The sequence below is a fragment of the Bacillus sp. FSL W8-0183 genome (assembly GCF_038006825.1).
GTDB lineage: Bacteria > Bacillota > Bacilli > Bacillales > Bacillaceae > Bacillus > Bacillus altitudinis.
The window spans coordinates 269,664-292,077 of record NZ_JBBOVY010000001.1 but is presented as its reverse complement, the minus strand read 5'-3'; the positions used below and the strand labels follow the sequence as shown (position 1 = coordinate 292,077).

General features: G+C 39.0%; 25 protein-coding genes and 2 pseudogenes. 11 read left to right on the top strand and 16 right to left on the bottom strand.

The features are described from left to right. Positions 1 to 89: 89 nt before the first annotated feature. From NSQ64_RS01760 to NSQ64_RS01750, 3 genes are all read right to left on the bottom strand, one after another. Positions 90 to 554: a DMT family transporter gene (locus NSQ64_RS01760; protein WP_138278038.1), complete on the bottom strand. Its 465-nt coding sequence runs from the start codon at positions 552 to 554 to the stop codon at positions 90 to 92. Positions 555 to 567: 13 nt separating this feature from the next. Beyond that, entirely contained in the window at positions 568 to 996 is a 429-nt protein-coding gene (locus NSQ64_RS01755; protein ID WP_008343887.1) for a DMT family transporter, read from the bottom strand. Positions 997 to 1,079: 83 nt separating this feature from the next. Beyond that, positions 1,080 to 1,394, bottom strand: coding sequence for an ArsR/SmtB family transcription factor (locus NSQ64_RS01750; RefSeq protein ID WP_008343888.1), 315 nt, complete (start codon positions 1,392 to 1,394; stop codon positions 1,080 to 1,082). Positions 1,395 to 1,512: 118 nt separating this feature from the next. On the opposite strand from NSQ64_RS01750, the gene NSQ64_RS01745 reads away from it, so the two are divergent. Together NSQ64_RS01745 and NSQ64_RS01740 are read left to right on the top strand one after the other, a co-directional pair. Then, positions 1,513 to 2,019, top strand: a complete 507-nt coding sequence (locus NSQ64_RS01745) for a hypothetical protein (RefSeq protein ID WP_341014732.1) — start codon at positions 1,513 to 1,515, stop codon at positions 2,017 to 2,019. Between the two features lie 40 nt (positions 2,020 to 2,059). Then, a complete protein-coding gene (locus NSQ64_RS01740) occupies positions 2,060 to 2,668 on the top strand; it encodes a transglutaminase-like domain-containing protein (protein WP_025206655.1) in 609 nt (202 codons plus the stop codon). Positions 2,669 to 2,796: 128 nt separating this feature from the next. Here NSQ64_RS01740 and NSQ64_RS01735 read toward each other — a convergent pair whose 3' ends face one another. Beyond that, positions 2,797 to 3,633 (bottom strand): helix-turn-helix transcriptional regulator, encoded by an 837-nt coding sequence (locus tag NSQ64_RS01735; protein ID WP_008359338.1) that lies wholly within the window; start codon positions 3,631 to 3,633, stop codon positions 2,797 to 2,799. A gap of 103 nt (positions 3,634 to 3,736) precedes the next feature. Here NSQ64_RS01735 and fabF point away from each other — a divergent pair, with 103 nt between their 5' ends. Beyond that, positions 3,737 to 4,969: a beta-ketoacyl-ACP synthase II gene (gene fabF / locus NSQ64_RS01730; protein ID WP_341014729.1), complete on the top strand. Its 1,233-nt coding sequence runs from the start codon at positions 3,737 to 3,739 to the stop codon at positions 4,967 to 4,969. A gap of 353 nt (positions 4,970 to 5,322) precedes the next feature. On the opposite strand, the gene NSQ64_RS01725 is transcribed toward fabF, so the two are convergent. After that, positions 5,323 to 5,778, bottom strand: coding sequence for a hypothetical protein (locus NSQ64_RS01725; protein WP_048002323.1), 456 nt, complete (start codon positions 5,776 to 5,778; stop codon positions 5,323 to 5,325). Between the two features lie 590 nt (positions 5,779 to 6,368). Between NSQ64_RS01725 and NSQ64_RS01720 the strand changes: the two are divergent. The 8 genes and pseudogenes from NSQ64_RS01720 to NSQ64_RS01685 form a co-directional block, all read left to right on the top strand. After that, positions 6,369 to 6,559 (top strand): annotated as a pseudogene (locus tag NSQ64_RS01720) (DUF255 domain-containing protein); the annotation flags it as partial. A gap of 126 nt (positions 6,560 to 6,685) precedes the next feature. After that, complete coding sequence (locus tag NSQ64_RS01715; protein WP_113768618.1) at positions 6,686 to 7,807, top strand: SIR2 family protein; 1,122 nt, start codon at positions 6,686 to 6,688, stop codon at positions 7,805 to 7,807. A gap of 186 nt (positions 7,808 to 7,993) precedes the next feature. Further along, the gene (locus NSQ64_RS01710) at positions 7,994 to 8,326 is read left to right on the top strand and encodes a hypothetical protein (protein ID WP_341014727.1); all 333 of its coding nucleotides are present in this window, start codon (positions 7,994 to 7,996) and stop codon (positions 8,324 to 8,326) included. A gap of 79 nt (positions 8,327 to 8,405) precedes the next feature. Continuing rightward, positions 8,406 to 8,561, top strand: a pseudogene (locus NSQ64_RS01705) (DUF255 domain-containing protein); the annotation flags it as partial. Between the two features lie 35 nt (positions 8,562 to 8,596). After that, positions 8,597 to 10,480, top strand: coding sequence for a thioredoxin domain-containing protein (locus tag NSQ64_RS01700; RefSeq protein WP_341014725.1), 1,884 nt, complete (start codon positions 8,597 to 8,599; stop codon positions 10,478 to 10,480). A 152-nt stretch (positions 10,481 to 10,632) separates the two neighbouring features. Beyond that, positions 10,633 to 11,403: a SurA N-terminal domain-containing protein gene (locus NSQ64_RS01695; RefSeq protein WP_008359353.1), complete on the top strand. Its 771-nt coding sequence runs from the start codon at positions 10,633 to 10,635 to the stop codon at positions 11,401 to 11,403. Positions 11,404 to 11,621: 218 nt separating this feature from the next. Further along, a complete protein-coding gene (gene glpT / locus NSQ64_RS01690; RefSeq protein WP_008343899.1) occupies positions 11,622 to 12,956 on the top strand; it encodes a glycerol-3-phosphate transporter in 1,335 nt (444 codons plus the stop codon). A 92-nt stretch (positions 12,957 to 13,048) separates the two neighbouring features. Continuing rightward, complete coding sequence (locus NSQ64_RS01685; protein WP_341014722.1) at positions 13,049 to 13,930, top strand: glycerophosphodiester phosphodiesterase; 882 nt, start codon at positions 13,049 to 13,051, stop codon at positions 13,928 to 13,930. A 40-nt stretch (positions 13,931 to 13,970) separates the two neighbouring features. Here the strand turns inward: NSQ64_RS01685 and NSQ64_RS01680 are convergent, their stop codons facing one another. From NSQ64_RS01680 to NSQ64_RS01630, 11 genes are all read right to left on the bottom strand, one after another. After that, on the bottom strand, positions 13,971 to 15,359 hold the full coding sequence (locus tag NSQ64_RS01680; RefSeq protein WP_144668333.1) for an amino acid permease: 1,389 nt from the start codon (positions 15,357 to 15,359) through the stop codon (positions 13,971 to 13,973). A 219-nt stretch (positions 15,360 to 15,578) separates the two neighbouring features. Beyond that, positions 15,579 to 16,358, bottom strand: a complete 780-nt coding sequence (locus tag NSQ64_RS01675; protein WP_341014720.1) for a DUF4097 family beta strand repeat-containing protein — start codon at positions 16,356 to 16,358, stop codon at positions 15,579 to 15,581. A gap of 6 nt (positions 16,359 to 16,364) precedes the next feature. Next, positions 16,365 to 17,036, bottom strand: coding sequence for a bacitracin ABC transporter permease (locus NSQ64_RS01670; protein ID WP_243173190.1), 672 nt, complete (start codon positions 17,034 to 17,036; stop codon positions 16,365 to 16,367). Between the two features lie 28 nt (positions 17,037 to 17,064). Beyond that, positions 17,065 to 17,697 (bottom strand): TetR/AcrR family transcriptional regulator, encoded by a 633-nt coding sequence (locus NSQ64_RS01665; protein ID WP_008343904.1) that lies wholly within the window; start codon positions 17,695 to 17,697, stop codon positions 17,065 to 17,067. A gap of 129 nt (positions 17,698 to 17,826) precedes the next feature. Beyond that, complete coding sequence (locus NSQ64_RS01660) at positions 17,827 to 18,717, bottom strand: helix-turn-helix domain-containing protein (RefSeq protein WP_284724716.1); 891 nt, start codon at positions 18,715 to 18,717, stop codon at positions 17,827 to 17,829. A gap of 93 nt (positions 18,718 to 18,810) precedes the next feature. Then, a complete protein-coding gene (locus NSQ64_RS01655) occupies positions 18,811 to 19,758 on the bottom strand; it encodes an alpha/beta fold hydrolase (protein WP_341014717.1) in 948 nt (315 codons plus the stop codon). 55 nt (positions 19,759 to 19,813) lie between these two features. After that, complete coding sequence (locus NSQ64_RS01650) at positions 19,814 to 20,113, bottom strand: hypothetical protein (protein ID WP_008343907.1); 300 nt, start codon at positions 20,111 to 20,113, stop codon at positions 19,814 to 19,816. Then, entirely contained in the window at positions 20,110 to 20,325 is a 216-nt protein-coding gene (locus NSQ64_RS01645) for a helix-turn-helix transcriptional regulator (protein ID WP_012008754.1), read from the bottom strand. The genes NSQ64_RS01650 and NSQ64_RS01645 overlap by 4 nt, the downstream gene beginning before the upstream one ends. 184 nt (positions 20,326 to 20,509) lie before the next feature. Next, positions 20,510 to 21,115, bottom strand: a complete 606-nt coding sequence (locus NSQ64_RS01640) for an ABC-2 transporter permease (protein WP_341014715.1) — start codon at positions 21,113 to 21,115, stop codon at positions 20,510 to 20,512. Further along, a complete protein-coding gene (locus NSQ64_RS01635) occupies positions 21,099 to 21,974 on the bottom strand; it encodes an ABC transporter ATP-binding protein (protein ID WP_024719131.1) in 876 nt (291 codons plus the stop codon). The genes NSQ64_RS01640 and NSQ64_RS01635 overlap by 17 nt, the downstream gene beginning before the upstream one ends. 5 nt (positions 21,975 to 21,979) lie before the next feature. Beyond that, a complete protein-coding gene (locus NSQ64_RS01630; RefSeq protein WP_008343911.1) occupies positions 21,980 to 22,351 on the bottom strand; it encodes a GntR family transcriptional regulator in 372 nt (123 codons plus the stop codon). Between the last annotated feature and the right edge of the window lie 63 nt (positions 22,352 to 22,414).

The following is a 22,414-nucleotide window of genomic DNA, read 5'->3' as shown; positions in this document are numbered from 1 at the left end:
GATAGTATACCCTGATAGGTATTTAGTCAAACATGATGAATCAGTATAAAAGAGCTGCTGAGAGCAAATGTCGCAGCAGTCCGTTCTCTTTAAGCACTCGCTTCCTCTCGAGAGCGCTTATTTCCTTTGTAAATAAAATAAAGAGCGATCAGCATAAAGAACAATGCCAATATGCGTTTGAGATCAAGTGAAATCACCAAGCTATGGAACCAGCCAAAATGATCAATGACCATTCCAATGACAAGCTGCCCAGCAATCCCCGCAATATTCGCAGCAATGACACCGATTTTCGGAACAGCGATCACTGTCAGGATTAAATAAGCCGTTCCAAGAAAAGCCGCACTCAACTGCCACTTCGGCGCATGCAAGAGATTCAACAGATGGCCGCTCCCAAAGAATAAAATCAGAATGGTTAAAAACATCGTACCCGTTAAAAAGGTCAAAAAGGTCGTTTCAATCGTACCCGCTCTCCTGCTAAACGTACCGTTTATGGAAGATTGCGCACTTAACGTAATGCCTCCGATTAAAGTAAATAAAATTAACAATAATGCCATATCGACTTTCCTCCTAATGAATAAGAATAAGGGCAATGATCATCGAAATGACCGCAAATACCTTCTCTTTGTTTACTCTCGTTCTCTGACTCCCAAGCCAGCCAAAATGCTCAATCACCATACTCATCAACAGCTGACCAATAATGACAGCGACCATCGTTACCCCCACACCAACGAATGGAACACTCACCACAATAGACGTTAAATACACAACCCCCATCGCTCCGCCAAGTAGCGACCATTTTGGTGCCTTCAACGTATAGGAAAGGTCACCTTTGCCAAAAAAGAGCCACAATAGCCCCATAATAATTGAACCGACAAAAAAGTTATAAAAACTCGTTTCTAACTGTCCGATCGACTTCCCAAGCTCCGCATAGATGGCTCCTTCAAAACTAAGTGCCGCACCCGCTAATAGTGCAAGCACATAAAAAATTAAACGCATCATCAAATCTCCTTTGATTCATATTTTTATATATCTAGATAAACAGATATATAGAATAGAAAAAAACAGAAATCACACATCCTTTAGATCTCTGTTTTCATATATTGTCCGATCTGTTGGATAAATTCTTCATTTCGTCTATAGTATGTCCATTGTCCATGCCGTACCGATTCAAGCAGACCAGCCTTTTGCATCAAATGTAAGTAGCTAGAGACCGTTGATTGAGAAATTTGCGCCTTTTCTTGAATATCCCCAACACAAACGCCCCCCTTATAACTAACCTCCTTCGGTAAATGAGCGCCTTGCTTAGGAAAATGCTTCTCTGGTTCCTTGAGCCACTTTAAAATATTCAACCTTGTTTCATTCGATAATGCCTTAAACACATCAATAGGTTCCATGGCAGACATTGTATATCTAGAAATACCGATATGTCAAGCCATTGCATATTCACCTCTAAATTGGTAAAAAGGAAATAATCAACGCTATAAGGAATATTTCAAGGAAAGAGGGCAACCCATGACTTTACAGCATTATATTGGATCAAACAAAGAACTGCCGCTTGGTACCATTGGTCAAAATCCTACCTATAAACCATTCTCTGAACTCAATATCAGCATGTTTGATAAAAAACAAAAAAAGCCCAAAATCTATCAAAAAGATGATCTTTTGATAGAAGTATTTGAAACAGAAGAGGATTTCGAAGGCATTCACATTGATTATCTAGATCCCGTCAATGAAGCGGTAAGAAACAAATTCACGCACCCTTTTGTTTATGAATTAGACATCATTCATTCTCTTCGTGCACTTTTTAAATTCATTGAAAAAGTGCTGTCAAAAGGAGAAACCATCCAAATCTATTCTTGTCTAAATGAACTCGAAATGAAAGAAAAGGACGATCAATTGGATGTAGAAATTGACCTAAGCACAAAACGGTTTGGAAAACATATCGATTTTAAAGGGATTGATGAACTGATTGATATGTTTGAATTAGAAAACTTACAATATGTGTTGGTGAAAAAATAGACCTTCTGCAGTAAAAGTATAGAGAAAAGGAGACATTATAATGAATATGACATGTGAATCGAAAAACTTTAATGATTATTTACTGGAATTAAATGAAGTTGATTATTCTAATCCTATTATTTGTACACTTGCAAATGAACTTTTCAACCCTTTGCAGACAGAAATAGAAAAAGCAAAAGCAGCCTATGAGTTTGTTCGAGATGAAATATCCCATACATGGGATATTCAATCCAAACGAGTGACTTGTCATGCATCAGATGTATTAACATTTAAAGAGGGAATTTGCTACGCAAAGTCGAACCTATTGGCTGCCCTGTTGCGCTCACAGGGAATACCCACAGGTTTTTGTTACCAGCGATTAATGTTGTTCGATACGCCAGATAAAGGATATTGCATTCACGCATTAAATGCTGTATTTTTTCATTCACTTAATAGATGGATTCGATTAGATTCACGCGGGAACAAAACAGGAATTGATGCTCAATTTTCCCTTGACCATGAGAGATTAGCTTTTCATACTCAACAAGAGTTAGATGAAGTCGACTATCCTTTGATATATGTAAGACCCCATCCAAAAACAATGAGTATTTTAAAAGAACATACAGATGCTATTGAGATGTATAAACACCATTTACCAGAAAAGATATAGGCTTGGGGGCAAGAAGCCTCAACGTGAAACTAAACCGGTGCTCATCAGCATCGGTTATGCCACTTGTCACTGATTTGCATAGGATCTATTTTATATTAATGCACTCAATAACCTCATCCAAACGAAACCTACCCTTCAATTAAACGTTTTAACTTAAGCTCCGTTTCAGTATCCTCAACTGGAGTATAGACACTGCATCTTAAATCAGTATCCCCATACACTTGTAATGAAGTGAGATTAAACAACATTTTCCCTACCTTAGCATGACGAAATTCAATTAATACTTCAGGTGCATAACTGATCTCATTTTCATTCCATATTTTACGAAACTCAGGATATGCCTGCTCCATTTCTTCTATAAATTGCTCATACCAGTCATCCGCCACATACTGTCCATAATACGTTCTAAATATGGCGATATATCCTCTTACAAAATGCTCCCAATTCACGGCTAAACTTTTAAATTCCTTTCTTGCGAATAGTAAGCGGATGATATTTCTTTCTGCCGGGATGATTTGTTCAAAGTCCAAAAATACATTAGCTGCTGCTTGATTCCACCCAACAATCTGACTTCTTCTATCAGATATAATTGTTGGGCAATAACGAAGTTCCTGCAAAATTTTCACTAAAGCCGGACTGATTTCCTTCTCATTCTCAATGATATAGGATTGTTTCACACCTTCCTCTAACGCTAAAGCGTACAAATATCTCCTTTCATCGTTATTTAATTGTAATGCACTAGAAATAGCATCTAATACCGAAGTAGATACTTTTATATCTCTGCCTTGCTCTAACCATGTATACCAAGTAAGACTCACACCGGCTAGTTGAGCTACTTCTTCTCTTCTGAGCCCTGGTGTTCTTCTGCGGGTTCCTACAGGTAAACCAACCATTTGAGGCGTGATTTTTGAACGTTGGTTTTTTAGAAATTCTGATAATGCTTGAAGTCTTGTTTCAGGTTTCAATATGATCACCCTTTAAAATATTATTCATTATACTAGGATAAACAACAACTTGTAATAGGATAACACAATGGCTAAAGTTAATAAAAACAAGGAGGGAATGATCATGAAAAGAGTTGTCATTACTGGAATGGGAGTTATTTCTCCACTTGGAAATGATATAGATAGCTTTTGGAATCAACTAGTTCAAGGACAATCGGGAATATCTCTCATTGATTCTTTTGATACGACTGATTATAAAACAAAAATAGCTGGAATCGTTCGTGATTTCGTTGCAGATGAAATATTAGGGAGAAAAGAAGCAAAACGATTAGATCGTTTTAGTCAGTTTGCCTTAGCAGCAGCCGAACAAGCATTAGAACATTCGCAATTACAGTTAGATCAAGTAGATCTTGAACGTTTAGGCGTATATGTTGGTTCAGGAATCGGGGGCATACAATCGCTTGTTGATCAGGTGAATGTATTAGATAAACGAGGTCCATCGAGAGTAAGCCCTAGCCTTGTCCCCATGATGATTTCAAATGCAGCTGCGGCCCAAATCAGCATTAAATTAGGCGCACAAGGGCCATCATTGTCACCAGTCACAGCTTGTTCTATCGGTAACACTTCTATTGGTGAAGCTTTCAATGCGATCCGAAATGATGAAGCAGATATTATATTTGCCGGTGGAGCAGAAGCTGCCGTCAACCAGATATCTTTGGCTAGTTTTGGAAACGCACATGCACTGTCTACTAGAAACCAAGACCCAAGTCGAGCCAGCCGTCCATTCGATACAGATAGAGATGGCTTTGTTATGAGTGAAGGCGCAGGTATCTTAGTATTAGAATCATTAGACAACGCAATTCTTAGAGATGCGCCGATATTATGTGAAGTAGTGGGATACGGGGCTAGTTCAGATGCACATCATATGGTCGCTTCACACCCAGAAGGTAGGGGTGCCTACTTAGCCATGAAGAAAGCATTGAGCAGTGCAGATATATCAACAAGTGAAATCGATGTTATTAGTGCTCATGCAACAAGTACACAAGTAGGTGATCGTTCAGAAGTTCTAGCCATTAAGAAATTATTTGGTGATCGATCAGGTGAAATTCCAACAACTGCGAACAAGTCAATGACTGGGCACATGTTTGGTGCTGCAGGCGGAGTAGAAGCGATTGCTTTAGTGGAAAGTTTGAGACGAGGAATGATTCCGCCAACTATTAATGTAGAGAAACAAGATCCAGATTGCAATTTAGATGTTGTATTAGAAGCGAGACAGCTTCCATTGAAATATGGGCTATCCAATTCTTTTGGTTTTGGAGGACATAATTCAGCCATCTTGTTAAAACATTACGATTGAAGTAGTGAAAAGAATACAATGAATTGATCAAGGGTTTATAGCCCTTGATTTTTCATGATGGGAATACCTCACAGACACTTGATCACGGACCTCAGCTATCTGATATATTAATTATATTCCTGTTTAGACGGTTTTGAGGATGAAGATAAGGATGAGAGTTTGGATTTAGTTATTAATTTCAAGACTCAACAATTTGGGAAACATTTAAAGTTCAAATCTTCTATTGGAACACAAACAATACATCTTAATTAAGAAATAAATGAGAACGCCCATAACATTTTAAAAGTAAGGAAACTATCTTATTAACCTCCTTACTTTTATATCAATACACTATTATTGAATACTAAATAGCCTTAATCCCATTTTTCCATATGTACTTTTAATTCTGGTATACTTAATATCCTTTGTATCTCTGTATCATTTTCCGTATCTATATAACTTTCTTCTTCATGAGAAGATGTAACCAGCCATTCTTCTCCATTTTTGAAGAAGGACAAGTCTTCTGGTAAATTTGGTTGCTCCCAATCATATAAAGAATTTGCGAATTCTTTTAGAATACTCTTCGCATTTTCATCTGTATAATAGTAATAAACTTTTGCTGTATTGTTAAATAGCATTGTGCTAGCCCATTCTGATTGTTCTTTCATCTCTTTCAATGAACTTTCAAGTTTTTTTAGGAAGGGATCAAAAGATTTTAAAGATCCCATATCTTTTCTTAAAACTAAATGAAACTCATCACAAATTTCGAAAGCCAAATCAATTAATTTGGAGTACTGCTCACCTTTTGGATTTTGATCAATAACTAACATATTTACACCTTCTCATATACCCATTTTTTAGATTTTTTGAATGTATGTTCTTTTATGCTTCTTAAACTCAGATTATGCAACATAAGTAACTCCTGTAATAGTCACCGCTAGACCTATTGAAATTAAATGTGCTAAAAGTGCCTCTCCACCAAACGAAGAGATTACTAGAATGAATAGTATATATTTATTTCCAACACCACTTTTAACACATATTTTCATAAAAACACAAAGCTATTATAACAGCTTGTTATTAATGATTAAATACACACAAGATAAATATAGTAATAAATTCCATTCAAAAGGCATTAATATAGGTTTTCATAATTAATGAAGTGAATAAAAGAATTGAAAACAAATCTATCGAGAGTTAAAATTTCCACAGCAGTCCCTATAAATCTTTGACCTAATTATAGTTTTTTGATATTTGCTCAGTTTCAAAATTTTAGAAAATAAAGAACTATCGGTTATTATCCTACGTAACTTTGTTGAAGTAGTACTATCTAAATTCAAATGAAATTCCTTAAGCCCATCACCCTTTACACTCAAAAAGATTTGATAAATTATTTTATTTACTCAAAGGAGGAGATTCCATGTCTACTAACAATAAACCCAACAGATTAATCACTGAAAAATCTCCATACCTTCTCCAACACTCCCATGGATACCAGTTAACTGGTATCCATGGGAAAAAGAAGCATTTGATAAAGCAAAAAAAGAAAACAAGCCTTTGCTGGTAAGCATCGGCTATGCCACTTGCCACTGGTGCCATCATATGACTAATTAAACTAACAATAGTAATCCAAAATACAAATTTCCTATTTTGTAAATAAACCCTTTTTTGTTAAAAACAAAGCTCTAATTACCGATATTCATTAAGAGTTAGTTATAAACAAAGGGGGAATTATTCTTGTCAAGAAGAGCAATTTTAACAGGAAACGGTTTATCAGTAGCTTTAAATTCTGATTTTGGATTAGGATCAATAACCAAAAGGTTTTTTGATAGATTGGATGACAATCATCGAGAATTTATAAAACATCATATGAGAGACAACTATTCACAACTAGATTTTGAAGAAGCAATCGCTACAATTGAACAAGTCTACGATTCATTATCGCATTATAATGAATTTTTAACTGGAGAAAATGGAAAGAATTTTTTAAATTCTTATAGACTGAATAACAATGAATTAGCTGACCATATTGAAGCAGTACAAATAGTAATTCATCAATATACATCTTCAATCCTTGATTTAATAATTAACAATGTTCGTCAAAAAGATATCTCTGATAAATTACAGCCTTTTGTGGATTGGTTAACAAAGATCATTGATTCTTCCGAACATGTTGATTTGTTTACATTAAACTTTGATTTACTACTAGAAACAATACTATTAACTTACTATAGAAAAGAGCAATTTGCAGACTTTCATTATAGAGGAAAAAAATGGCCTGTTATAAATAATGATTATCAATATTACTTTGATCCAGATAGAAGTAAACAGATACATCCTGAAAATTATGAAAAGAATATAAGACTGCATCATTTACATGGTTCTTTATCGTCCTTTAAAGATATCAAAACTGGACGTATTTTTAAAATAACTACAGAATCTTTAAGAAACAGTGATCTTTATGAAAACATATTTGAAAAAGGTGTAGTTCCTTCTATAGTTACCGGAGGTGGGAAGAGTTTCAAAGTCCAACAAAACCCATTCCATTTTTATTACAATGAGTTCAAAAAATGCATGGTAATTGAAGATAACCTTTGTGATGAATTATATATAATAGGTTATAGCTTTAGGGATAATCATATAAATAAAGCTATTTCAGAAAGGTTAAAATTTTCAAGAAGGAAAGAAAACCCAATTCCGTTTAAAATTATAATTGTAGATTACGCTAAAGATGAGGCATCCAAGCACAGTTTTATCAATAGGGTAAATACTAATTTGCAAATACCTAAAAAACATGCTTTCAAAATTGAAGACGATAATATATTATTCGGAGGAGCTAACAGTATAAAAGATGTTTAATTTTTTTGATTCTATTTGTAACTAACTCTAATAGAATGGGAGTGTATTATTCTGCAAGATTTTGCTACATACTCGCCTTTATTTGTCGCTATACTAACTATATTTGGTGGTTTTTTTACATGGTATTTAAATGAGAGAAGCAAAAGGAATCAGGAAGTATTCATCAGAAAAGAGGAGCGTTATGCTGTGCTGGTAAAAAGTCTAAAAGGCTTTTATGTTGAGTCTGAAAATTCAGAGCTAAAGTCCATTTTTATAGATCAAGTTAACTTATGTTGGTTGTATTGTCCAGATCAAGTCATAATTAAACTATACAACTTTTTAGAAAGTGTTAAAAATGGCTCAACTCATGAACACAAACATAAAGCTCTTGGAGAATTACTTGTTGAAATAAGGAAAGACTTAATTAAAGATTCAAAACTCAAATCTGATTTAAAGCCAAATGATTTTAAAATATATTCCTCAACTAATTCTGAAAATTCCTCTCGGACTTCAGAATTTACACAAAATCAGTCCAATTAAATTATCGAATAAGCATAGACTAAGTCTCTTTAAAGGTAAAGTACAGTGCAATAAACTAACAACGGAAGTAGGTGATCCCATGCCAAACAAAAAAATACCCAACCGATTAATCGCTGAAAAATCTCCCTACCTACTCCAACATGCATATAATCAAGTCAACTGGTACACATGGTCAGACGAAGCATTCAAAAAAGCGAAACGCGAAAACAAACCAGTTTTTGTATCGATTGGGTATGGGTAGCTAAAGGAACTTGCCACTGGTGCCACGTCATGGCACACGAAAGCTTTGAAGATCAACAAGTCGCTGACATCCTAAACGAGCATTTCATTTCAATCAAAGTCGATCGTGAGGAGCGTCCAGATATTGACTCGATGTATATGTCCGTTTGTCAGATGATGACTGGGCAAGGAGGCTGGCCGCTCAACGTGTTTGTCACGCCTGATCAAAAGCCGTTTTATGCGGGGACTTATTTTCCAAAAAGAAGTGCTTACGGCCGTCCTGGCTTCATTGAAGCACTGACGCAATTGCTGGATGCGTATCACAACGACCGAGATCATATTGAATCATTGGCAGAAAAGGCTACAAATAATCTGCGAATCAAGGCAGCAGGGCAGACAGAGAATACGCTCACTCAGGAGTCGATTCACAAAGCCTATTATCAGCTCATGAGCAGCTTTGATACGCTGTATGGCGGCTTCGGTTCTGCGCCTAAATTTCCTGCGCCTCATATGCTCACGTTTCTCATGCGCTATTTTGAATGGACAGGGCAAGAAAATGCGTTATATGCTGTCACAAAAACGTTAAACGGTATGGCAAACGGCGGTATTTATGATCATATTGGTTCTGGATTTACTCGGTATTCAACCGATGAAAAATGGCTTGTGCCGCATTTTGAAAAGATGCTGTATGATAACGCCTTGCTAATAAATGCCTACACCGAAGCCTATCAAATCACTCAACACCCTGAGTACGAAAAGCTTGTCCAAGACCTCATTCAATTTATCAAACGAGACATGATGAATCGTGATGGCTCTTTTTATTCGGCAATCGATGCCGATTCAGAAGGAAAGGAAGGGCAATATTACGTTTGGACAAAAAAGGAGATCATGACCCATTTAGGCGATGACCTCGGCACTTTATTTTGTGCGGTCTACCACATCACAGAGGAAGGGAACTTTGAAGGACAGAACATCCCTCATACTATTTCCACCTCATTTGATGACATCAAAGCAGCTTTTTCAATCGACGACAAAACCCTTCATTCCAAACTGCAATCCGCTCGACACATCTTACTCACTGTAAGACAGCAGCGACCTGCACCGCTAATCGATGACAAGGTACTCACCTCGTGGAATGCGCTGATGATTTCCGCACTTGCCAAAGCAGGGAGTGTCTTTCATGAAGAAGAAGCCATACGCATGGCAAAACAGGCAATGTCTTTTCTCGAAACACACCTCGTCCAGCAGGAACGGCTCATGGTCCGCTACAGGGAAGGGGACGTGAAGCATCTAGGCTTTATCGAGGATTATGCGCACATGCTAACAGCGTATATGTCTTTATACGAAGCGACCTTTGACCTAGATTGGCTGACAAAAGCAAGAGCCGTTGCTGAAAATATGTTTGAACTGTTTTGGGATGAGCAAATCGGGGGCTTTTTCTTCTCAGGCTCAGATGCAGAAGCGCTTATCGTTCGTGAAAAAGAAGTATACGACGGGGCCATGCCGTCTGGTAACAGTACTGCACTCCAACAGCTTCTGAAACTAAGCAGAATGATCGGACGTCAAGACTGGATCGAAACACTAGAGAAGATGTTCAGCGCCTTTTACGTCGATGTCTCTTCCTATCCAAGCGGACATACCGCCTTTTTACAAGGACTACTAAGCCAATATGCCGTAAAACGAGAAATCATTATTCTCGGGAAAAAGGGCGATCCGCAAAAAGAACAGCTTCTACAAGCATTGCAAAAACGATTCATGCCATTTGATCTCATTTTAACTGCCGAAACAGGGCAAGAATTAGCAAGGCTCGCACCTTTTACAAAAGATTACAAAACGATCAACGACAGCACGACGGTCTATATTTGTGAAAACTACAGCTGCCGCCAGCCGATCACCAATCTCGACGAAGCGATGGAACAATTATTCCAAACTTGAGCTGTCATATGATGACTATGAGAAGACAAAATGAGGACAAACAGATAAAAAAAATGTCAATCCGCTAACAATTCGTCTATACGGTTTTATTTTTCCTCTAAAACGGTTAGAATGCGCACTAGATGTTCTCATACCGAAGGGAGAGAAAATAATTGAAAAAAGTATCATATACACTCATTGCTTGTCTGTTATCAGTGGGGCTTGCAGCCTGCTCATCAAACGATGCGAAACAGGATAAGCAAAACGATTCAGCCAAAAGCAAGGAAACAACACAGGCTGACCAAAAAGAGCAGCAAAAGCAAATGGAAGAGATGCAAAAGAAATTAGACGCACAAAAAATTGATGATCAAAAGGTCGTTGCGACCGTCAACAAAGATAAAATCACAGGAAGTGAATACAATAGCGCCTTATCGACCATTCAAGGTCAACTTCAGCAGTCAGGACAAGACCCAACATCTAAAGAAGGCGCAAAAGCTGTCAAGAAGCAAACCATTGATGCGCTAGTAGGTCAAGAGCTCATCCTGCAAGATGCTGAGAAGAAGGGCTATAAAGCCTCTGACAAGCAAGTCGATAAGCAGCTAAAAGAAGAAAAGAAACAATTTAAAGACAATGCTCAATTTGAAGAAGCACTCAAAAAGAGCGGACTGACAATGGATCAGCTGAAAAGTGATATTGCCGACAGCATCAAATACAGCCAATATGTCGACAAAGAAATTAAATCAGCCTCTGTGTCTGAAAAAGACGTCAAAGCGTACTATGACCAATACGCCGAACAAATGAAAAAGCAAAAACAAAAAGCACCTGATTTCAAAGACGTCAAATCACAAATCAAGAAGCAGTTAGAATCTCAAGAAAAGCAAAAAGAAGTACAAAAAGAAATTGATCAACTAAAGAAATCTGCAAAAATTGATGTATCAATTTAACCACTATTAAAAATCCGCCATTGTGCGGATTTTTTTCATCACTTCATGAACTGTTTTTCCAAAATAATGACAAAAGCCTCATCATAAACATCTTCTCCATCCGATATGATGGGAGTACAAAAGAAAGCGTTATCAATTCTTTTGTCTCTGAAAAAGTACAAGATCAAAGACAGACCTCGTACTTTTGTTTCAGTCATATCTACAAGAGGAGGATGTTTATGTTCAAATGGTTTAAACCAGCTCCGCATATCGACAGGCTCGATGATGCCAAAACAGACGAAACCTATAAACGGCTGCGGCTGCAAGTCTTTTTGGGAATCTTTATCGGATATGCGGGCTACTATTTGCTGCGCAAAAATTTCGCATTTGCCATCCCTTATTTACAGGAAGAGGGGTTCACAAAAAGTGAATTAGGCTTTGTACTGGCGGCTGTTTCAATCGCTTATGGCTTTAGTAAATTCATTATGGGGATGATCTCAGACCGGTGTAACCCAAGATACTTTTTAGCCGCTGGACTCTTTCTATCAGCTCTTATCAATATTCTATTTGTCTCATTTCCATGGGTGACATCCAGTGTATGGATCATGTTTTTATTCATGTTCTTAAACGGCTGGTTTCAAGGAATGGGGTGGCCGCCATGCGGACGAACGATGGCGCATTGGTTTTCGGTGAGTGAACGTGGTACGAAAATGTCCATTTGGAACGTCGCTCACAATATCGGCGGGGGGATTCTTGCACCGCTTATTACATTAGGAATTGTTTTGTTTGCGACGTGGAAAAGTATCTTTTTCTTCCCTGCCATCATCGCCATTATCGTCTCCTTCGTCATCATTCTTCTCGTTCGGGACACCCCGCAATCCGCTGGTCTTCCGCCAATTGAAGAATACCGAAATGACTATCCGGCACAACAATATGAAGATCAAGAAAAAGAATTAACCGTAAAAGAGATTTTGTTTAAATATGTACTCAACAATAAATTCCTTTGGTATATCGCCATTGCCAACGTCTTTGTGTACTTTGTCCGTTACGGGGTCGTAGACTGGGCACCTACCTATTTAACAGAAGCAAAAGGATTCTCACCAGAGCATTCACGCTGGTCTTATTTCCTTTATGAATATGCAGGCATCCCTGGTACATTATTGTGCGGGTGGATTAGTGACCGCTTCTTTAGAAGCCGCCGCGCACCTGCTGGCGTACTCTTTATGATTGGCGTATTAATTGCGGTTCTTGTGTACTGGTTAAACCCTGCTGGCAATCCAATGGTTGATAACATTGCCCTCATCAGCATCGGGTTTTTAATTTACGGACCCGTCATGCTCATTGGACTGCAAGCCATTGATCTCGCTCCGAAAAAAGCCGCTGGCACTGCTGCCGGGTTGACAGGATTCTTTGGATATATTGGTGGCTCTGCTTTCGCTAATGCCATGATGGGTGTCGTCGTCGATCACTATGACTGGACAGGAGGTTTCATTTTACTAGTTGGTTCTTGTATCCTTGCGATTGTGTTCCTCGCCATGACATGGAATACAGGAAAGCGCGTAGAGCAAGCTTAATGAAAATCACATAAAAGATTCATATCCGCCCAACATGCCCTTTACATCTATTTCTTATGATGGAGGCAGTTACCGTAAAAGGAGGATAAAATATGAAGAAAAGTAGATTACTTGCTTTCGTGTTACTCTCTTTTGCTTTACTGTCTTTTGGTTGGGTGCCGACCACCATATCGGCACATGAACATCTTTTATCTCCAGATCGCATTTTAACCGTTGCACACCGCGGAGCATCAGGGTATGCCCCAGAGCATACCCTAGCTTCCTACAAACTCGCCACAAAGATGAATGCAGATTACCTCGAACTCGACCTTCAAATGACAAAGGATGGACACCTCATCGTCATGCACGATGAAACGGTTGACCGGACGACAAACGGAACAGGCTGGGTCAAAGACCTCACACTTGCCGAAATCAAACAGCTTGATGCCGGTGCATGGTTTAACGAAACCAACCCCGACAAACAAAATGCCCACTTTATTGGACAGCAAGTCCTCACATTAGATGAGGTGTTACGCTACTTCGGTAAACGAGAAAATTATTATATTGAAACCAAAAAACCAGACATCTATCCGCAAATGGAAGAAAAACTATTGGCCGTCTTAAAGAAACATCATCTTCTTGGAAAACATACGAGAAAAGGGCAGGTCATTATCCAATCTTTCAGCCAAGAAAGTCTATTAAAATTGCAGAAACTCGCCCCTCGGCTTCCAAAAGTACAGCTATTAGATAGAGCGCAAATGACGTCTATTACAGATGATCAGCTCGACTTCATCAAATCGTATGCAGTGGGGGTCGGACCGAATTTTAGAGCGTTGACACTTGAAAATGTACAGCAGGTCAGAAGCCACGGACTCCTCCTTCACCCATATACGGTAAACAGCGAAGCAGACATGACACGTCTTCTACAATACGGCGTCACCGGTCTTTTCACAAACTTTCCAGATGTCTTTCAGCGTGTCAAAGCTTCTCTGTAAACGACAAAAGCCTTGCGGGTCCACTCCGCAAGGCTTTTGATTATTTCACCGTTTGATCAGAAGAAGCTGTTTCAATCGGTTTTCGTTTACCAATTCCAAATACAAAAAAGCTAAGCGCCACTAAAATCAAGAACCCAATTGCCACAATGAGAGAAATTCGTGTATCCTGATTAATCAGCATAAACACAAGCACCATCAGCAAGAATCCGATTGTCAAATAGTTAGAAAATGGCGCAAGCGGCAGCTTAAACGGATGATTATCAAGCGCTGCCCCCTTCGCTTTTCTGAAGCCAATATGACTAATCAAAATGACAAACCAAGGCACCATACCAGGAAGGACACTCGCACTATACACATAAACGAAAATGTTTGGCGGAGAAACGTAATTTAAGACCACCCCAACCGCTAAACCAATCAGCACAGCAAATGTCCCAAAATACGGTACACCATTCTTCGAAATTTTTGTAAAGAAAGCAGGTGCCTGTCCATTCACACCTAATGTATAAAGCATACGCCCCGCACTGAAGATTCCACTATTACAGCCGGACATCGCTGCTGTAATGACAACAAAGTTAATAATACCTGCTGCTGCCGTAATTCCAATTTTCGCAAACGTCGCCACAAATGGACTGCCGAGCGTATTCAGCTGATCCCACGGATACACCGTTACGATGACAAAGATCGCACCGATATAGAAAATCAAAATACGCCAGATGATGCTTTTGATGGCATTTGTCAGCGTCTTTTGCGGATTTTGCGCCTCACCTGCAGTAATCCCAATGAGCTCTACCCCTTGATAGGCAGCAATCACTAGGGACAATGCAAACAAGAAACCGCTAAATCCACCTGTAAAGAACCCGCCGTGCGCCCAAAGGTTAGACAAACCAATCGCTGTTCCACCATTGCCAAACCCAAAGAAAATAATGCCTAAACCTGCAATGATCATTAAAATAATCGTCACAATCTTGATCATCGCAAACCAGAATTCAAACTCACCGAATGACTTAACCGAAATCAAGTTGGCCGCACCTAAAATGATCATGGCGATTAATCCGGGAATCCACGCCGGTAACTCCGGGAACCAATATTTCATATAAGCACCTACGGCGATAATCTCAGACATTCCAACAATGACCCACTGGAACCAGTTACTCCAAGCTGTCATATACCCCGCAAGCGGATGAATATATTGATGCCCAAATGTAGCAAACGATCCCGTACTCGGTTCAAGATACAACATTTCTCCCATCGCACGCATAATAAAAAAGATAAAAATACCACACACTGCGTACGCGAGAAGAACCGATGGACCTGTCCATTGAATGGCTTTAGCTGACCCCATAAATAAGCCAACACCAATTGTGCCGCCAAGCGCAATCATTTGAATATGACGAGCACTTAACCCTCTCTTTAATTCCTTTTGAGCCACTTCTATTCCCCCTCATCAACAAACAACATAAAAAATAAAAAATCAGAATTTTCATTCTGATTCAAAATCTTCAATCTTTCGATGTATATTATCATAATAAATCTACCCTTAAAAAACAATTGTTTTTTTGAGGAAAACACTATTAACAAAATATTCTGACATAAAAAGATATTCAAATTATTTTATATTGATATATCGAATCAGAGGATCATCATCGCTTCAATGACCATCACTTAATAGAAAAGAACCTCCCCTTATATCGACCTCAAAGCTTTTCCCTTCATTTTTATAAACCATTCTCTCCTGATCATCAACACAAGGAAAGTCATTGTGAAAAGTACCTGATCTTTTCTTCACATAACAAATAAATCCATCATTTTCCGGAATTGCCACTTTGACAGATGATCCAGTTGACGTCGATTTGAGCGAATGCAGCATGGCCTTTGAATGTATCTGTACCCTTCTGCCTATTAAATTCAAATCAATATCTGAAAAAGCACCTACCATCTCCACTTTTGACGAAGTAGTACGCAGGCTCAATGTCTGCGTGTTGAGCTGTTGACTAGAGATAAATCCACCCACTGTCTGCAAGCGCAGATGCTTGATTTCTCCCGTGAACATGGATTTTCCAGAAATCAATTGGCAGTCAGCCTCCTTCACCTTCAGTTCATCCAAGAATAGATTTGCTCCTTTACACTGAATAGACAAGGACTGTAACTGTGCCTGAGGGAGGTAAATCTCCAAATTCGTTTGATGAAGATGAAGCCCCAAGCTGATCGCTCGTTTTCTTTTATCTTGAATGACTAGCCTGCCTTCCTGCACTTGATGATGCAGTAAATACCGATGGGGGAATACGTGATTGGTGGTCTGCTTCACCAATAAATAAGGATGATCATGGTGATAAAGGCGAACATCTCCCACCAGCCAGTTTAATGAAAGTTCCGTTATTGCTTCTTCAATTTGAACCGTATGCTTCACATGTCTCCATCCTTTTCCCATCATGAATTACCTCGTTTGCAGCCGGCCGATGCGGCTCCACAATTCCAAGATCACAATGAGAATTGCCGAGATCATCGCTCCTGACAGGACGAGGTTCCATTGATCATTGCCATAAATGGCGAGCGATACATTTCCTAAAACAGCACATAAAACAATTGCAGTCAGGACGGTCATCAAAACAGATTTTTTGCTCAAGCCTATTCTCATCGCCATCATGCCAATCGCTTGAACACAAACAATCAACATAAAGAATGTTTTCATCAATTGAAACAGAGAACCTGCCGTCAGCGTATCGTGAACAATAGGGAAAAACAATTCAGTCACACTAAACACAACAAACGAAGGAATGATACTGCACATCATCGCAAACGTTGAAAGGCACACCATCCATATCATATGAGAAAGGAATCTCACTGAATTGGATGTGCGTTCCTGATAAACAGTCTTGCCTACACGCCAATACAGCATAGCTGTGATGATAGAAAAAAAGATCATCCATACTGTACTCGTTAACAAATAAATATTCGTATATTGCTGAAAACCCGGTTCGCGTTCAATTTTTGCAGCAAACGCAATAAAATAGATGAATACTAGCAGCACAATACTCGCGATGAAACTAGCTTGAATATACTGCTTCATGTGGCCTTTTCTTAGCTCAACCTTCATAAAATGAATCATACGTCATCCTCCTATCAGTTGGCATTCTTTATCTTTCGGGCAGATCATACCCGCCAATTTCAGCATAGTGCGCTGTCACCTTTTGAATAAATAGATCACTCACAATATCCACGCCAAGACCCTTCATCATCTGCTTTAAAAAACACAAACGCTGGACCGTTTCTTCATGATTGCGGACAAACAAGGTGGGATTCAACCATATATTCACAAGAAGCAAAAATACTTCTGCCACTTCACCAGGAAACGCAGTTTCCATCGAACCATCCTCAATCCCTTCAATGATTAACTGTTTGATTCTCAAAGCATCCTGATTGACACCTGTCTTCATGCCTTCAATCACAAATTGCGGATTTTTCATCTGATCAACCAAGATCCCATCAATCGAATGAGACTGCGGGTCTGCCACAAGCTGCTCCAGGATAAGCTGCAGCTTCTCTTTCGCATGAGCTGCCTCCGTATGCTCAATTAACTCCTCAAGCTTCTCGGTTGCATAACGAAACTGCCGATCCATCACGCCGCGTAATATTTCATCCTTCGATTTAAAATGATGATAAATAGCCCCTTTTGACATATTCAATTCATGGATAATATCTTGCAAACTTGTCTTTTCAAATCCCTTTTCCTGAAACAACTTTGTCGACACGTCCAAAATTTGCTGCATCGTCTTTTCTGGATACTTATTTCGCGCCAGTTCAAACGCCTCCTTTTACATACCGACCGTCGGTATGTTTAATTATATTTTTCATTATAAACGGTTCATGCAGATTTGTATACAACAAAAAAAGACCGCTCACACGGTCTTCTCAAGCTCAAAATGCAAATTCATCGGCACATCTGGCAGAGCCGAAGCCTCCACCATATTCGTTGTAGGTGTTTTCTCATCCACTTCCTCAAATCGAAAACCGTCAGCCCAGATTGTTCCATGACCGCTGAGTAGCACTCCAAAATGAATGGATTCACTGCGCATAGGAACATCTAATACGATCGCATATTGATTCCATTCCGTAGAATCTGTCACAGGTCGATTCTGCATATTATCAAACTGCACCGTATCACCCTTTCCGTCATCTACCCGCATCCAAATTCCTGCTGAAGATACATTCTCTGTTTTCAAGAAAGCAGAGAGCTTCAATCGCTTGCCTACATACTCTTTTGCTTGAAACCCCTGCATCATCGTCGCAAACTGTCCTTCTTGTACGCCTTCTTTAGATGATAAAACACCTGATTGCTTTCCCGTATGAAACTCTGCTGTATCAACACCCATCTCATACATATGCGGATGTGAACCACTCAAACCCCAGCCAGGTACTGCTTCATGTAATGTCATCGAATCTTCCTCCTTTTTCATTTGCATGTCTCTCATCATGGACCTGTACATTCCGGGAGGTAAAGAATAAAGATGCTTAAAAGCACGCGTAAAGGCTTCCTGCGATTGGAATTGTAACGAAAAAGCGATGTCTAAAATCCCCTGATCCGTATACAAAAGAAGCTGTGCAGCCGTAGCTAATCTTCGTTTCCGCACATATTCCCCCATCGACAGCCCGGTTTCTCGTTTAAACACACGCAGCAAATGAAAATGTGAATATCCTACTTTCTCATGCACCTGTCTCAGCGACAGCTCATCCATCAAATGCGACTCCAAATAAGAAATCACCTCTTGCGTCACCCGACTATACATCATCTCCCTCACCTCTTCTTGATCATAAAACAAATCAGTTCACTCGTTTTGATCAAAATTGCGATGTTTCATCTGTCCAGCTGAGGAGGAAAAACGCTAACGTGAGCGCTCGTTGTTCGATAGAAACTTCCTCACATCATCTGCGATTTCTTTTGATTTCGTATGATGCAAATAATGGCCACCTTTGAAAGTAACGACTTTTCCGTGGTCTACATTTTTCAGCAGCTCTTCATGCATTGGTTTCCAGTTTGGTGTTTCTTTCTCCGTTTGATCCGCTAGATAGAAAGCAACAGGGAGCTTCTTAGGGAAATGTAGGCGCTGAGCGTTTTTAAAATTGTTTCTAAAGTTTTCTGCCTCACTAGCTTGGCTTTCATCCAAGAAATTTCGGAAAGTCAGCATTTTAATCTGAGCTTTCGTTTGATCATCTACTTTAGGCATCACCAGTTGATCTGGATTCATTTTCACTATCAATCTGTAAAAGCCGGATTGATGAAGCAGCTGTAAGCTGGAGACTGGCAATTCATCTGCATCCTCCTGCTTAGGAAAACTACTATCAATTCCAACAAAGGCTTGGACTTCTTTTTCGTATTGATTCACATATTCTAATCCATAAATGCCAGAAATCGAATGACCCATCAGCGTATATTTTTTAATGTTGAGTTTCTGCAAACATTCATGAATCTCATCCACAATGTTTTGACTTGTCCTTACTTTATCTGTGTCGTCACTTAAACCATAACCAAACGGTTCAATCACTACGACTCTATAATATGGCGATAACTCCTTGACTAACGGTTCAAAATCCAGCACGGGTGAAGCAGTTCCATAGCCTGGTAGAAGGACAATCGTTTCTTTCCCATCGCCTTGAATGAGCACATTCATCTGCTTCCCATCCACCAAGACCTTTTGCCCATAAGCTTCTATTTTCCCTTTCTCCCGTTCATTACTAATGAGGTTTACAAAATAAACAGTAGCTAGAAAAACAACCATGACCGTGATAATGGTGCCTATGGAGATCAACATGATTCTCAATATTTTTTTCATTGGTTTTCTCTTCCCTTCATGATGAAGAACTCTAGCTTACATCCATCGATGAAAATTAATATTTTCTTTCACAATAGATGATGCCGATTGTATTTGCGCAAACACTTGATACATACATAAACGTAATTGCTATATAAAACCACTCTGTTGGAGATGAGAATTGATGGACCAAAGATTGAACGACAGCAACCAATATATAGGCTAAAGCCACACCTATAATGGAAAAACTTCCGGCTTTCGCTAAAATAAATTGACCTCGTTCATCATGTTTATATTCACGGTTTTTCTTAAATTGAAAGGCCGTGCTTAAAATAGAAAGGGTAATGAGAGAATAAAGTATGATCGTCGTTATCATTGTTGTTCCTCCTTGTCGACCTCTTGAAATACGTCATACAAATCAACTTCAAATGTCCTAGCAATTTGAAATGCTAATTTTAAAGACAAAGAATATTTACCATTTTCAATCGCTGCCACAGTTTGACGAGTCACACCTAACTTCTCTGCCAAATCCTTTTGTGTCCAGTCTCTTTCTGCCCGTAATACCTTAATTCTATTTTTAATCTCCATTTCAAATTCCTTTCTTAAAGGATGATTTATTTAACAATATGTTAAAAATAATTAACATTATGTTAATTAACAATAACCTCTTTTCTTCTGTATGTCAATTTCACCGGATGCAAAAAAGAATCATCCATTTTGAAAGGCCTACCTCAAAATGAATGATTCTCTATAAATGATGTGATCATCTGATTTAAAACACTTTCCTCTGGTAAATCGCAGTAGAAAGTCCCCAAGACAGCAAGTAGATGAGCATAATCAGTACAGTTGACCCCGTATATACAATAGGGATCGATAAATTCATGATAAAATCAGTGATCCCACTGAATTGCTCTGCTAAATAGAGAACAACAGGCGGTCCCATAGCAGATAAGACGATAAAGCCAATGATCACTGCCGTTGTGATATAACCAGGCTTTAAGATATAAAACAATGGAAACGTACATGCTGCGAACAATAAAAACAACCCGCTGCCAATCGCAATATCTGACAGCGAAAACAGCTTCCCAAACACAAATAATCCAGCACTTGTCAGCACGATCGCAATACTCATATAGAAAATGGCGCCAAGATAACGTGATGCGATAATTTCTTTACGTGTATAGGGCAAGGAATTTAATAGAATATTCGTTTCTGCCTTCTCATCATAAGCATATGTGTTAAATGGAATGAAGACACTAGCGACTAGAAACGTTAATACTGGATGGACATCCATGAAAATGAAAAATAAGATAAACGGAATAAAAATAAGTAACTGCTTCTTTTGCAAAATCACATCACGCTTAATTAAATGAAACATGCGCAACCCCGCCTTTCAAATAAAACATGATATCCTCAAGCGACGCCGGTTCAATGACAACAGCATCCCCAAAAATAAGTTTCACCTCATCAATCCGATCTGTTAATGCTTCAAATCCGGCTGCCGTACGCTGAATATGGATAAACGCCTTTTCTGTGTCTCGATCCAGCAAATCCAGGCTCCCCTTCACCAGCGCATAATTCTCCGCCACCTCATGAATCGACTGTTGAAAGACCAACCTTCCATTTTGTATAAACGCAATATAATCCGCGATGCGATCTAAATCAGTCGTCATATGCGTTGAGAAAAAAATCGTTCGATTTCCATCAATCATCAATTCTTGTAACGTGCCGAGCAGCTCTCTTCTAAATACCGGATCTAAACCAGCAGTTGGTTCATCCATGATAATCAGCTCTGCATGGTGCGACAGCGCAATCGCAAGCGATGCCTTCATCTGCATCCCTTTTGAAAATGTTTTAATCGCTTTATTCAGCGGCAGACCAAACTGTTCAATATATTGATAAAATAGTCTATCATCCCAGCGTTTATAGGCAGGTGCCACAATTCGTTTGATGTCTTTTAAATTCAATCCTGGGAAAAAAACGTTAGCATCGTAAACAAAGCCAATTCGTTCCTTAATCTCTTTTTCATGGGTGCGATAATCTAATCCAAAAATTTTAACCTCACCAGAATCTGGTTTTAACAAATTCATGATCATTTTAATCGTGGTCGACTTACCGGCTCCATTTTCTCCAATAAACCCAGTAACAAAGCCCTTTTTGACCTGTAAATCAAGATTCTGCACAGAAAAGTCTTTGAACCGTTTTGATACTCCTTTGAATTCAATCACGTGCTCCACTCATCTCACTCCTCATACAAGAACTTTAATAACTGCTGCAATTCATCAAAAGATAAGCCTAATTCCTTGCCGTTTGTAACAACCGCTCCAAGCTGTTCCTCAATCACCTTCAATTTTTTCTCTCTCATGACCTCTAGGTTTTGCTCGGCAACAAATGATCCCTTACCGACAATCGAATAAATAAATCCTGCCTTCTCTAACTCTTCATATGCACGTTTTGTTGTGATGACGCTGATTTGTAAATCCTTCGCCAGCTTTCGGATAGACGGCAGTCCCGCACCTTCTGCAAGCTCCCCCGTTAAGATCAACGATTTGATTTGCGTCGTAATCTGCTCATAGATAGGCTCCTTAGAATGGTTAGAAATCGTAATTTGCATATAAAAAACCTCTTTTTTCTGTACTGGTATTCGCAATGAAATATTGTATATACGTTATATATA